Source organism: uncultured Sunxiuqinia sp. (genome assembly GCF_947495665.1).
Classification (GTDB): Bacteria; Bacteroidota; Bacteroidia; order Bacteroidales; family Prolixibacteraceae; genus Sunxiuqinia; species Sunxiuqinia rutila.
In genome coordinates this window covers 103952-117135 of the sequence record NZ_CANLZV010000010.1, presented here as the reverse complement: position 1 = coordinate 117135, position 13184 = coordinate 103952, and the positions used below count along the sequence as shown (strand labels likewise).

Sequence of the window (13184 nt, the reverse complement as noted above, 5' to 3'; positions counted from 1 at the left end):
TTAATTTTCTTTTTTAGAAATAGATTTTATTGGACTTAAAACCATTTGTGCAGAATCATTTTATATTTTTGTGGATTATTCAATCTTATGAATGGTCATTTTTGTATTTCGACCTGTTCATAAGCTGTTTTATAGACGATTCGGAAAGTAATAAATAGGTCCGTGACCGTAATTAATTGAAAACTTCTATGAGCGAAAAAACTCCTGAAAAAGAGCCGGTGGTTAAAAAGAATTTTATCCATCAAATTATTGAAGAAGAACTGAAAGAAGGGAAGAATGACGGAAGAGTGCATACGCGGTTTCCGCCTGAGCCCAATGGCTATTTGCATATCGGGCATGCGAAATCAATTTGTTTAAATTTTGGTACCGCTCAGAAGTTTAACGGGCTGACAAATCTTCGCTTTGATGATACCAATCCTTCCAAAGAAGAAACCGAATATGTGGATTCGATTAAGGAAGACGTACGTTGGCTGGGATTTGACTGGGGTGACCGTGAGTTTTATGCTTCCGATTACTTTGATAAACTGTTTGATTTTGCTGTTAAACTGATTCAGGAAGGTAAAGCCTATGTGGATGATCAGGATGCGGAAACCATCAGTAGCCAAAAAGGAACACCCACCCGTCCGGGAGTAGAGAGTCCATGCCGAAACCGTTCTGTAGAGGAGAATCTCGACTTGTTTATGCAGATGAAGGCTGGAGAATTTAAAGAAGGAGAGCACGTTTTGCGTGCCAAAATAGATATGGCTTCGCCGAATATGCACATGCGCGACCCGATTATCTACCGGGTGATGCATGCGCCACACCACCGCACTGGCACAAAATGGTGCATTTACCCGATGTACGATTTTGCTCACGGGCAAAGCGACTATTGGGAAGGCATTACGCATTCGGTTTGTACCCTGGAGTTTGAAGTACACCGCCCGCTTTACAACTGGTTTATCGATCAGCTGAAAGACGGCGAATACCGTCCGCGCCAAATTGAGTTTGCCCGCTTAAATCTGACTTACACGGTGATGAGTAAGCGCAAACTGCTGGAACTGGTGAAGGATAAGCATGTGAATGGCTGGGATGACCCACGGATGCCCACCATTTCGGGCTTGCGTCGTCGGGGATATACACCCGAGTCGATCCGGAATTTTGCCGAGCGCATCGGTGTAACTAAAGTTGATGGCATCATTGATGTCGCCTTGTTGGAACACAGTGTTCGCGAAGATCTGAATAAAAAAGCACAGCGGGTAATGGGAGTTTTGAACCCCTTGAAAGTGGTGATTACCAATTATCCGGAAGGACAGGTTGAAGAGATGGAAGCGATCAACAATCCGGAGAATCCGGATGCAGGTACACGCAGTGTTCCGTTTACCAAGGAGATTTACATTGAGCGCGATGACTTTATGGAAGAACCACCACGTAAGTTTTTCCGTTTGGCGCCTGGTCGTGAAGTTCGTCTGCGGTACGCTTACTACATCACTTGCAACGATGTGATCAAAGATGAGAATGGTGAAATTACCGAATTGCACTGTACGTATGATCCCGAAACCAAAGGTGGTAACTCGCCTGATGGCCGTAAAGTAAAAGCTACTTTGCACTGGGTGTCGGCTACTGAAAACGTTGAAGCAGAGGTACGTTTGTACGACCGCTTGTTTTTGGACGAAGAGCCGGATGGACATAAAGACCGCGACTTCAAGGAATTTATGAACCCGGATTCACTGACGGTGCTGAATACGTGCTACATCGAGCCATTTGTTAAGCAAGCCAAAGCCTTGGATTCGTTCCAGTTTGAGCGGCTGGGGTATTTCAACGTAGACCTGGATAGCACTGACCAGAAACTGGTATTCAACCGGACTGCGCAATTGCGCGACAACTGGTCAAAATTCAAAGGAAAATAATTTTAATTGATGATGATAGGAACGGGCGGGACAGATGATGTCTCGCCTTTTTTGTGAGTTTATCCTACTTCTTACCGATGAATCACTTCCATTAACCGATCAGCTTTTCAGCAGACAGCTTGGAATTCTTAGTTTTATCCTGGAAATTAAAGGTAGCTGGTTATGGAAAATAATTCTTACAGACAAGAACGAAAGTGTAGTAAAGAACGCAAGTCCGACGGATCATTTCTAGGCACAGTTTTAATCATTGTTGGGGTTCTTTGGATTTTGAAAGAATTTGGTTGGCATATTGGATTGCCGGGCTGGCATGCGGTTCGGGAGGGAATGTCAAACTTCTTCAACATTTTTCATGTCGGAGCAGTGAGTATTACCTGGCCGGTAATTCTGTTGATTGTTGGTGTTTTGCTGCTTGCAGGCCGCCGATTGGTTGGAGCTTTACTGCTTGTGCTGGCTGTTCTGTTTGTGTTGCCGCACGTCATTATTCCGGGAATACTGACCATTGTTTTCTTCCCGATCATTTTAGTGGTGGTCGGAATTATTCTGATCAGTAAAATTCTTTAGCGGGTTTGTTAACCGCATGCGGGCGAGCGTATTGAAGCAAGGTGAGTTTAGGTGAAGAATTTAACTATTTTAGAGGTGGGATTTTTGATATGAAAGATTATGGAGAATAAGAAGAATAAAGGGTTTTATTTTGGAGTTGTACTGATTGCCATTGGGGCATTTATGATACTTGAACGTATTGGTCTGATTCCATGGAGTGTCCTTGATGTGTTGATTTCCTGGCAAATGTTGCTGGTGGGTATTGGAATAATCTCGTGGATTGGAGGTAACCGTACCGGAGGATTAATCCTGATGGTTATTGGTGGCTTTTTTATGTTGCCCGAATTCATTGAGGTACCTCAGAAACTGCGACGTTTGTACTGGCCAATGATTTTGGTGGCAGCCGGCGTACTCCTTCTGATGCGTCAAAACAGTTCAAAGGGCAGATTGGAGGAGGGTACAGGCGACCGGGATTTTGATCAGTTTGATGACTTTGTCATTTTTGGTGGCCGCGAAATATTTATCAATTCCCAAAACCTAAAGGGCGGACGGGCCACCTCCATTTTTGGCGGTATCGATTATGATTTACGGCAATCTCGGCTGGCTCCGCAAGGCGCTTTTATTGATTCATTGGCCATTTTTGGCGGTTGCAGCATTAAGGTTCCGTTGGACTGGAATGTTCGGAATGAAGTGACCACCATGTTTGGCGCTTTTACCGATAAGCGGGGCGATACCTTTCAGCACCGTCAATACGATCCTTCCAAGACACTGGTTATTCGGGGATTTACGATTTTTGGAGGCTTTGAAGTCAAGCATGTATAAATCTTCGCATGAGGCATCCTTTTATCAATAACAAAAGATTAATGCTCTATTATGGAGTGTTTTGGCTGACCATTGGCTTGGTCAATATCGTGGTTCAAAACCTTTGGTTTGGCACCGATCTGACAACAGCCTTTTTGTCGGCTTTTCCCTTTTTTGCTTTGTACCCGATTTTAGGGGCTAGTATTTGGTTCATTATCAAATACAACAGTTTAGAGGAGAAGGATTTGTATTGGGTGTTGCTTTATCATCTTATTGCGGGAAGTTTGCTCAATGCCATCTGGTTGTACCTCGGCTTTATTTTCATCAAATTGGTTGATGAAAGCTACCTTCAGATTTTATACGATTCCCTGCCCAATAAGATTTTCTCGGGCTACGTGATGTACACCATTTATGTCATGTTTTTTTATACGATAAACTATTATCAAAGTCTGAAAGAAAAGATACAGAAAGAAGCCGAGCTGAAGGCCTTGATTCGGGAAGCCGAACTCAACGCACTAAAATCGCAGATTAATCCGCACTTTCTCTTCAACAGTCTCAACTCCATCGCTTCCTTAACGCTCAGTGCTCCGGAAAAAGCGCAGGAAATGGTGATCAACTTGTCGCGGTTTATGCGGTACTCTCTGCAGCACGATCAGGATGAGGCCGTCTCGCTGGCTGATGAGCTGGAAAACATCAAGCTTTACCTGAGTATTGAGAAAGTACGTTTTGGAAAAAAGCTAAACCCGGTTTTTGACATTGAAGAAGGTTGTCATCGATGCCAGATTCCGAACATGATTTTGCAACCTTTATTTGAAAATGCGATAAAATATGGTGTTTATGAGGCAACAAGCCCGGTGAGTATTACCACCACCTGTCGCATAAAAGAAAAGCACATTCTGATCTGCATTGAGAATGATTATGATCCGGAAGCGATTAGAAACAGGGGAGAGGGGATTGGTTTGCAGAACATCAGGCAACGGCTGAGTTTGATTTACGGATCGGCTGATTTGCTGAAACTGACAGATAATAAAACAAGTTTTAAAGTTGAATTATTATTACCAAAGACAATACCGGCATGAAACAGACATTGAAAGCATTAATCATCGAAGATGAGGAACTTGCCCGCAACCTGCTTAAAAGTTACCTGAAAGATCATCCAAGCCTGGAGCTGATTGGCGAATGTGAAAATGGTTTTGAAGGGGTTCAGAAAATTAATGAGCTGAAACCCGATGTGGTGTTTCTGGACATCCAAATGCCCAAAATTACGGGGTTTGAGATGTTGGAGTTGTTGGATCATAAACCAGAGATTATTTTCACAACAGCCTACGACCAATATGCAATTAAGGCTTTTGACTACAATGCCCAGGATTATTTGTTGAAACCCTTTTCGAAAGAACGTCTGCTAAAAGCCATTGATAAAGTGCAGGAACGTATTGATAAGGGTGAACGTTCGACCAACAGGCTGGAGCAGCTAAACACTTATGCCGTAGAGGAGTACCTTGACCGCATTGTGGTAAAAGACCGGCATAAGATCAATATTATTCCTGTTGATCAGGTTCGTTACATTGAGTCGCTGGATGATTATGTGCTGATTTACACCCAGGATGGCCGCCACATGAAGCAGAAAACCATGAAATATTTCGAGTCGAATCTGAATCCCCGGGATTTCATTCGCATTCACCGTTCATACATTGTGCACATCGAAGATATGGCCGAGATTCAGCAGTATGAAAAGGAATCTTATGTGGTTATTCTGAAAGATAAAACGAAGTTGAAGGTGAGTAAAACCGGGTATAAGAAAATTAAGGAAAGCCTGCACTTTTAACTTCAGCAATAGCCTTGGAGAATTAACATCAACCCCAAGAGAAGGAGGCGGTATGAAAAGGACTGATGCTGCTCTTCAACTTTTTGGGGGACACAAGCATCGAAACTGGGACAAAAGTATTTTTCGGTAGACAATTTAGTTGGTAAAACTTCTGAGTCCGTTATTAATTGCAGGACTTTGCTATTTTTACATACTTAAATTGAAAACATGAAGAAATTATTTTTTAGCATGCTTTTGTTACTTCCGGCTGGGGTGTTTGCTCAAAATGAAGTTCAACCGGCAGGGTATAAGTTGCTGTGGTTTATAGGAATTCTGGTGGCCTTGCCGATTGTCTATTACTTCATTCAAAAGTTCTTTTTTAAGGGCACGTCACAGAAAGGTAAGCCGGTTTCAGTTTCCCGGAGCAAATTGGAAATAAATTTATTGAAAGATCGTAAATACCGGCCCACGGTTCTTACCTTGAGAGTGGAAAATAGAAGCAAGAAGGATATTGACCTGGAAGCACCTGTTTTGAGTTTCCGCAAATTATGGTCGAAGCGGAAATTTAAATTGAAAGGCATCAACCGATACGAGATTTATCCGCTGTTTTTGGAAGCCGGAAAAACCCATGAGCTTCGAATTGACTTAAGTGTTTTCTACGATCATGACCGAAAGCTGAAGCGTTTTTTCTGGGCCAAAATTCAGCTTCAGGATACCAAAGGGAAAAGTTATTCATCCTCTTTCATCACCTTACGAAAAAGCTTGTTTTCATAAATGAGAAGCTGGAAGTTTAACCATATCGACTTTTCAACTTATCCTTACTACGGAGGAGATGATCTGGGAGTGCGGTATTCGGAAGAAAACTTGCAGGTGAAAGTATGGGCGCCAACTGCCCGACAGGTTGAGCTGAAACTGTATCAAAACAGCACTGGCGGACGGACGATCCGGCGCGAATTTCTGAGTCCGCAGGCCGATGGCGTTTGGCAACTGAGTTTGAAGGGAGCTTTTGAAGGGCTTTTTTACACCCTTAAGGTTAACGATGGTTCCTGGCTGAGTGAAACGCCCGGTATTGACGCCCGTGCAGTTGGCGTAAACGGGCGGCGAGGCTTGATCTTTGATCCGAAGAAAACAAACCCCCAAGGCTGGGAAAACGACCAGCCGATTGCTCCAATACCTGCCGTTGATGCCGTTTTGTACGAATTGCATGTCCGTGACTTTTCGATGTCCCCAGAGTCGGGCATGAAACATAGGGGAAAGTTTCTGGCTTTTACCGAAGAAAATACGAAAACGCCCGGAGGAGCAGCAACCGGGATTGATCATCTAAAAAGTTTGGGAATAACCCATGTCCATCTGTTGCCGGTATTCGATTTTTTCACTGTTGATGAGAATTATCCGGAAAAGAAGTACAACTGGGGCTACGATCCGCTTAATTTTAATGCTCCGGAAGGAAGTTATGCCAGCCAGCCAGATGATACTTCGCGCATTACTGAGTTTAAGCAGCTGGTGCAGGCTTTGCACAAAGCCGGAATTGGGGTGGTGATGGACGTGGTTTATAACCACACAGGCTATACCCGCAGGTCGTGGTTTAACCAAACCGTACCCGGCTATTATTACCGGCAAAAAAGCAACGGGAGCTTTTCGAATGCCAGCGGTTGTGGTAACGAGGTCGCGACAGAACGAGCCATGGTGCGCAAGTACATTGTTGACTCATTGAAATACTGGGCTTCGGAATTTCATATGGATGGGTTTCGGTTTGACCTGATGGGCATTTACGACCTGGAGACCATGAACGAAATTCGGAAGGCGCTGGATGAATTACGTCCGGGAATGCTGCTGTATGGCGAAGGTTGGGCTGCAGACTACAGTCCGATGGATGAAAAGCACCGGGCGGTAAAGCGCAAGGTTGCAAAGTTGAATGGAATTGCCTGTTTTAATGACGATATGCGTGATGCGATCAAGGGCAATAACTTTGATGCCAAAAGCCAGGGCTTCGTAAACGGACGCACGCTCAATGAGGAAGCGGTTAAGTTTGGTGTTGTGGCGGCTTGTCATCATCCACGGATTGTGTACAGTTATGTGGAAAGTTCGCATGAGGCTTGGGCTAAAGAGCCTTGGCAGTGCGTGAATTATGTGTCGTGTCACGACAACTTCACCCTGTTTGATAAGCTCACCCAAAGCTGTCCGGATGCCTCGGAAGAACAGTTGAAGAAAATGCAAAAGTTGGCCGCTGCCTTGATTTTTACCTCGCAGGGAATTCCATTTTTGCATGCCGGAAGTGAGTTTTGCCGAATTAAAGGCGGCAACCATAACTCGTATAAATCACCTGATGCAGTCAACCAAATTGACTGGAAACTCAAGGAGCGTTTTGGGGATGTCTTTGCCTATTTTCAAAAATTGCTAGCGCTTCGGAAGGCTGTTCCTGCTTTTCGCATGCGCTCGGCGGATGAAATTCGACGGCACCTGCACTTTTCGGAGAATTATGAACCGGGCGTTTTAGCTTATTCTATTCTGGATTATCCCAATCCGTTTGGCTGGAAAACGATTCAATTAATTTTTAATGCCAAGCGGGTTGCGACTAATATGGAGTTAGATCAGCATAACTGGGAGGTGATTGCCCGTGAAGACGAGATTGAACTGAATGGAATAGACTGCTTGCTGGACAAAAACGTATCTGTTCCGCCGCTGTCCATGCTTATTTTGGTGAAAGGCTAGAAAATAGCCAGCAGCAAATCAATATCCTTGCTCGGAATATTCAGCTTACTGCCCAGATCCTTATTGGTTAGTATGCCGTTGTAAATATATACCCCTCTTCGGATTCCGGTTGAGCTTTTAATGTAATTTTGCATGCCTCCAATTTCCCCAACGGTAATGATAATAGGAGTTAGTACATTGCTAAGCGCAATGGAAGCGGTTCGTGCCACCATTGAAGCCATGTTGTGTACGCAATAATGAATAACGCCGTGCTTGATGTAGGTCGGATTTTTGAGGGTGGTTGGCATGCTCGTTTCAAAACATCCGCCTTGGTCAATGTTGAGATCAATAATGACAGACCCATCCTTCATATCGCGGACCATTTCTTCAGAGACCTGAAACTTAGTGTTGGAGTTAAAAGACATGGCTCCTAGCACAACGTCAGCGGATCGCAGTGCTTTTTTTAGCACATTAGGATATAACACCGAAGTGAAAATTCGCTGACCAAGGCGGTCTTCAAGTTCCTGCAGATGGAACATGTTGTCGTCGAAAACCTTAACGGTAACACCGAGGCCCAGCGCTGCACGGGCAGCATATTCGGCTGCCGTTTTGGCTCCGAGAATGACCAGTTCGGTAGGAGAAATGCCGGTAACTGATCCGAGCAAAACCCCTTTACCATTCCTCGAGTTGCTTAAATATTCGCTGGCGATGGTGATGGCCGTTGAACCGGCAATCTGGCTCATTAAACGAACAACAGGTAAGCACTTATCCTCGTTTTCCATGTACTCGTAGGCAATGGTGGTTACTTTCTTCTTCATCAGTTTTTGCACCGTTTCCTGGCAATGGTTGCTCAGGTGCATGTTCGAAATCAGGGTTTGCTGACCACGGAGCAGGTCTATTTCATCTGAATCAAAAGGGGCTACCCGGATAATAATGTCGCACTGGAAAATTTCCTCTCGCTTGTCAAGCACCATGGCTCCGGCCTCGCGGTATTCTTTGTCAGAGTAACTGGCTGCCTTGCCGGCATCTTTTTCAATGTAAATTTCGTGGCCGTAGGAAACCAGGAGGGCAACAGCTTCGGGGGTGAGTGGTACCCGGTATTCAATTTTTGAAAAATCAGATGGAATGCCAATGGTAATCCGTTTGCCTTTGCGTCGTATTTCCAACATTTCTTCTTTGGGCAGAAGTAAGGATTTAATCTCCGATTGTTGCTCTTTTTCAGTCATCCCGACAAAGTTAATGGCTCAATTTACTCTTTTATATGTAATAATTCAAAAAGAATCAGAGCTTATTCGTTGTGATCTTTCGTGCGTCCGTGTCCAGCACTTCAATATTGACCGCTATAACCTGATCAGGAAGCAGTGCTTCAATATTTTCCGGCCATTCCATAAAACAGTATTTACCACTGTAAATGTAATCATCAAAGCCAATATCCAGTGCTTCTTCAATATTTTTTATGCGGTAAAAGTCGAAGTGAAAAATGCGCTCATTTTGGGCGGTACTGTATTCGTTAACCAAAGCAAAGGTTGGACTGGTAATCGGGTCGGTTGAGCCCAGTGCCCGACACAGGGCCTTGATTAAGGTTGTTTTTCCGGCTCCCATTTTTCCGTAAAAGGCGAATAGCCGTTCTTCGGGGAAATGCTTGAGAAATGCTTCGGCCGCCTGGGGAAGCTCTTGAACTGAGTTAATTTGGATTGAAAACATGGTTTTAATTTCTTGATTGCAGCAAATTTAAATAAACTTCATTTTAAAAAACACGAAGGCTGATTTTTGTTCGATTTCTGTTTGCAAAAAATGTATTACTTTTGAAGAAATCACAATTGAAGTTAGCATTATGAATCTGCCAGAAAACTTAAAGTACACCAAAGAACACGAATGGGTTCGTGTTGAAGAAAACGTTGTTTACGTAGGTATCACTGACTTTGCTCAGGGAGAACTGGGTGATATCGTGTTTGTTGAAATAGAGACAGAAGGAGAAGAGCTGGATAAAGCGGAAACTTTTGGAACCGTTGAAGCCGTAAAAACTGTTTCAGACTTGTTTATGCCCGTTGCCGGTAAAGTTCTTGAATTCAATACCGAATTGGAGGATGAGCCCGAGCTGATTAACAAGGATCCTTATGGAAAAGGCTGGTTGATTAAAGTGGAGATTAAGGATGCGGCTGAATTGGACGAGCTGATGGATGCTGCTGCTTACCAGGCTATGCTGGAAGCATAATTCATTTTTTACAAAAACAGTTGTGCCTGACGGCGCAATCAAGATAGTACCGATCCCCGGAGAATAATTTCTTCGGGGATTTTTTTGTGGTATTATTTCGGCTATTTTAATTACAATCAGGGCAGCTTCCGAGAATTTAAGCCAAAAAAAATCCGGCTGGAAGGCCGGATTTTTAATTCTTTTCAATCGATTATTTATAGCGACTTGGCAACTTCAATTTCGTGGAAAGCTTCCACCATATCGCCAATTTTAATGTCATTGTATCCTTCAATGTTCAATCCGCACTCATAGCCTTTTGAAACTTCTTTCGCATCGTCTTTAAAACGTTTCAATGATCCGAGTGTTCCGGTGTAAATCACAATTCCATCGCGGATAAGTCGTACTTTGTTGTTGCGTTGAATTTTCCCATCGCGGACAATACAACCGGCAATTGTACCAACTTTGGTGATTTTGAAGGTCTCCAGAATTTCTGCGGTCCCCAAAATTTCTTCTTTGATCTCAGGCGAAAGCATGCCTTCCATCGCTGATTTAATTTCGCTAATCGCATCGTAAATAATGGAGTACAAGCGGATATCCACTTCTTCTTTCTCGGCCAGCTTACGGGCTTGTACGCTCGGACGCACCTGGAAGCCAATTACAATGGCATCGGATGCCGTAGCCAACATGATGTCTGATTCAGAAATGGCACCTACTGCCTTGTGAATAACATTGATCTGAATTTCTTCAGTTGACAGTTTGATCAATGAATCAGAAAGTGCTTCAATAGAACCATCCACGTCACCTTTTACAATCAGGTTCAATTCCTGGAAGTTTCCAATCGCAATCCGGCGACCAATTTCATCCAGCGTAATGTGTTTCTGCGTACGTAATCCTTGCTCACGTGCAAGTTGCTCGCGCTTGGTAGCAATTTGACGGGCTTCACGTTCGTTTTCAAAAACGTTGAATTTATCACCTGCCTGTGGCGCTCCGTCCAGTCCCAGAATAATAACCGGTTCTGATGGGCCAGCGGATTCAATTCGCTGGTTACGCTCGTTAAACATGGCTTTGATGTGTCCGTAATATTTACCGGCCAGCATGATGTCTCCCTGGTGCAAGGTTCCGTTTTGAACAAGCACAGTGGCCACATAACCGCGTCCGCGGTCCAGTGATGATTCCACGATGGTTCCGGTAGCTCGTTTGTCTTTATTTCCTTTTAGTTCCAGCATTTCAGCTTCCAGCAATACTTTTTCCAGAAGTTCGTCCATGTTGGTACCATGCTTGGCTGAAATGTCCTGACTTTGGTATTTCCCACCCCATTCTTCAACCAGGTAGTTCAGGTTTGCCAACCCTTCTTTGATTTTATCCGGATTAGCTCCCGGCTTGTCAATCTTGTTAATGGCAAAAACAATGGGTACTCCCGCTGCCTGGGCGTGGTTAATGGCTTCTTTGGTTTGGGGCATGATGTCGTCATCAGCCGCAACAATAATGATGGCAATGTCGGTAACCTGCGCACCACGTGCACGCATGGCGGTAAAGGCCTCGTGACCCGGTGTATCCAGGAAGGTAATTACCCGACCATCTTTTAAGGTAACGTGGTAAGCGCCGATGTGCTGGGTAATACCCCCGGCCTCTCCGGCAATTACGTTGGCGTTACGAATGTGGTCAAGCAATGAGGTTTTACCGTGGTCAACGTGTCCCATTACGGTAACAATCGGAGCCCTTGGGTGTACTTCGTTGGGTTCGTCGTCTTCTTCAACGCCATCCAGAATGTCGGCGCTGACAAATTCAACTTCAAAGCCAAATTCTTCAGCAACGATGGACATGGTTTCAGCATCCAGACGCTGGTTGATCGAAACAAACAAACCAAGGCTCATGCATGAAGAAATAACGTCGGTAACGCTTACATCCATCATGGTAGCCAGTTCTGAAACCGATACAAACTCGGTTACTTTCAGAATGTTTTGTTCTGCGCTTTCGCGTTCAAATGCAGCTGTGGCTTTTTCACTGGCCGCTTGTCGTTTGTCGCGACGGTATTTCGCTCCTTTGGATTTTTGTTTTCCTGAAGTCAGGCGGGCCAATGTATCTTTAATTTGCTTTTGTACATCTTCCTCGCTAACCTCTTTTTTAATGATTTTGCGCTTTCCTTTTCCACCTTGTTGTGACAGGCGTCCACGCTGTTGTTGTCCTTGTGGAGCTTGTCCGGGTTTGTTAACGGTAATGCGCGAGTCAGAGTCTTTCTGAATGCGTCTGCGTTTTTTCTTGGCGTTTTGCGCGTTGGAGTCACTGGAGGAAGCGACTGGCTTCTTCTTTTTAATTTCAATTCGACCAACAACATTGGGGCCTGCAAGTTTTTCAACGCGGGTTTTAATTTCATTATCCGAATTGCTGCCTTGCTCCTGGCTGCCCTGACGCTTTTGCTTTTCTCTTTCCTTGCGTTCCTCTTCTTTTTGCTTTTTCGTCTTCTTCGTAGGACGTGTTTTTTGGTTGATGGACGAAAGGTCGATTTTACCGACTACTTTAATTTCATCAACTTTAGGAACATTTGTCTGAACTTCTTCTGTCGGTTCAGCTTTTTTCTCTTCTTTTTCTATCTTTTCAGTCTTTGGTTCTGTTTTCTTCTCTTGCTCAACAGGCTTGGGTTCAACCGGAGTGCTTTTCTGAGCCTTGGGCGCTTCAACTGGTTTTTCTTCCTTTTGTGGCTCAGCTGGCTTTTCCTTTTCTTCTTCTTTTTCTTGCTTCAGATCTGCTTTCTTGATGACGGTAGGTTTTCCTTCCCGTTTCTTAGGCTGCATGCTTTCCAGGTCAATCTTACCAAGGACCTTAGGATGTTCCACTTCCGGTTTTGCCTGTTCTTCTTCTTTTTCTTCCTTGGGCTGTGGTTTTTCTTTGGCTTTCGGAATTTCCTTTTTAGGCGGATTCATATCCTTAATCCGAACTTCTTCCACTTCCTCTTCGTCCTCATCAAGATCATTATCGTCTGAAGAGGCATCGGTATTTTCAAGCGAAATAGATTCGTTTTTACTACGGTGACTCATCAGGTTGATCTTTTCTGACTCTTTTTTCAGCGTGATGTCACTCTTATACTCTTTTTCGAGCATCTGGTATGCATCTTCCGAAATTTTAGAGTTCGGGTTTGAATCAATTTCAAATCCTTTCTTATGCAGAAACTCTACAATGGTATTAATTCCTACATTAAACTCTCGTGCTACCTTACTAAGTCGCGTACTTTTTTTGCCAATTGCCATATACCCAATCTGTTTTTTTGTCT

General features: G+C 44.1%; 11 protein-coding genes. 8 read left to right on the top strand and 3 right to left on the bottom strand.

Going from position 1 to position 13184, the window contains the following annotated elements:
* The first annotated feature begins 188 nt into the window (after nucleotides 1-188).
* The 7 genes from Q1A18_RS13230 (at nucleotide 189) to pulA (ending at nucleotide 7743) form a co-directional block, all read left to right on the top strand.
* A complete protein-coding gene (locus Q1A18_RS13230) occupies nucleotides 189-1886 on the top strand; it encodes a glutamine--tRNA ligase/YqeY domain fusion protein (RefSeq protein ID WP_299580977.1) in 1698 nt (565 codons plus the stop codon).
* Nucleotides 1887-2048: 162 nt separating this feature from the next.
* Complete coding sequence (locus Q1A18_RS13225; protein WP_299580974.1) at nucleotides 2049-2447, top strand: hypothetical protein; 399 nt, start codon at nucleotides 2049-2051, stop codon at nucleotides 2445-2447.
* A gap of 99 nt (nucleotides 2448-2546) precedes the next feature.
* Entirely contained in the window at nucleotides 2547-3248 is a 702-nt protein-coding gene (locus Q1A18_RS13220; RefSeq protein ID WP_299580971.1) for a DUF5668 domain-containing protein, read from the top strand.
* A gap of 41 nt (nucleotides 3249-3289) precedes the next feature.
* Nucleotides 3290-4306 (top strand): histidine kinase, encoded by a 1017-nt coding sequence (locus tag Q1A18_RS13215; protein WP_299580968.1) that lies wholly within the window; start codon nucleotides 3290-3292, stop codon nucleotides 4304-4306.
* Nucleotides 4303-5052, top strand: a complete 750-nt coding sequence (locus Q1A18_RS13210) for a response regulator (RefSeq protein WP_299580965.1) — start codon at nucleotides 4303-4305, stop codon at nucleotides 5050-5052. Before Q1A18_RS13215 ends, Q1A18_RS13210 begins: the two co-directional genes overlap by 4 nt.
* Nucleotides 5053-5259: 207 nt before the next feature.
* Nucleotides 5260-5805, top strand: a complete 546-nt coding sequence (locus Q1A18_RS13205; protein ID WP_299580962.1) for a hypothetical protein — start codon at nucleotides 5260-5262, stop codon at nucleotides 5803-5805.
* Entirely contained in the window at nucleotides 5806-7743 is a 1938-nt protein-coding gene (gene pulA / locus Q1A18_RS13200; RefSeq protein ID WP_299580959.1) for a type I pullulanase, read from the top strand. It abuts the gene before it with no gap.
* Here the strand turns inward: pulA and Q1A18_RS13195 are convergent.
* Nucleotides 7740-8948, bottom strand: coding sequence for an alanine dehydrogenase (locus Q1A18_RS13195; RefSeq protein ID WP_299580956.1), 1209 nt, complete (start codon nucleotides 8946-8948; stop codon nucleotides 7740-7742). The two genes, pulA and Q1A18_RS13195, sit on opposite strands and share 4 nt — an antisense overlap.
* Nucleotides 8949-9003: 55 nt before the next feature.
* Nucleotides 9004-9426, bottom strand: a complete 423-nt coding sequence (gene tsaE / locus Q1A18_RS13190) for a tRNA (adenosine(37)-N6)-threonylcarbamoyltransferase complex ATPase subunit type 1 TsaE (protein WP_299580953.1) — start codon at nucleotides 9424-9426, stop codon at nucleotides 9004-9006.
* Nucleotides 9427-9556: 130 nt separating this feature from the next.
* Between tsaE and gcvH the strand changes: the two genes are divergently transcribed.
* Nucleotides 9557-9937 carry a glycine cleavage system protein GcvH gene (gene gcvH, locus Q1A18_RS13185; protein ID WP_299580950.1) on the top strand — a complete coding sequence of 127 codons (381 nt, stop codon included), beginning with the start codon at nucleotides 9557-9559 and terminating at the stop codon, nucleotides 9935-9937.
* A gap of 194 nt (nucleotides 9938-10131) precedes the next feature.
* Here gcvH and infB read toward each other — a convergent pair whose 3' ends face one another.
* Nucleotides 10132-13161: a translation initiation factor IF-2 gene (gene infB / locus Q1A18_RS13180; RefSeq protein WP_299580947.1), complete on the bottom strand. Its 3030-nt coding sequence runs from the start codon at nucleotides 13159-13161 to the stop codon at nucleotides 10132-10134.
* Nucleotides 13162-13184: the final 23 nt, after the last annotated feature.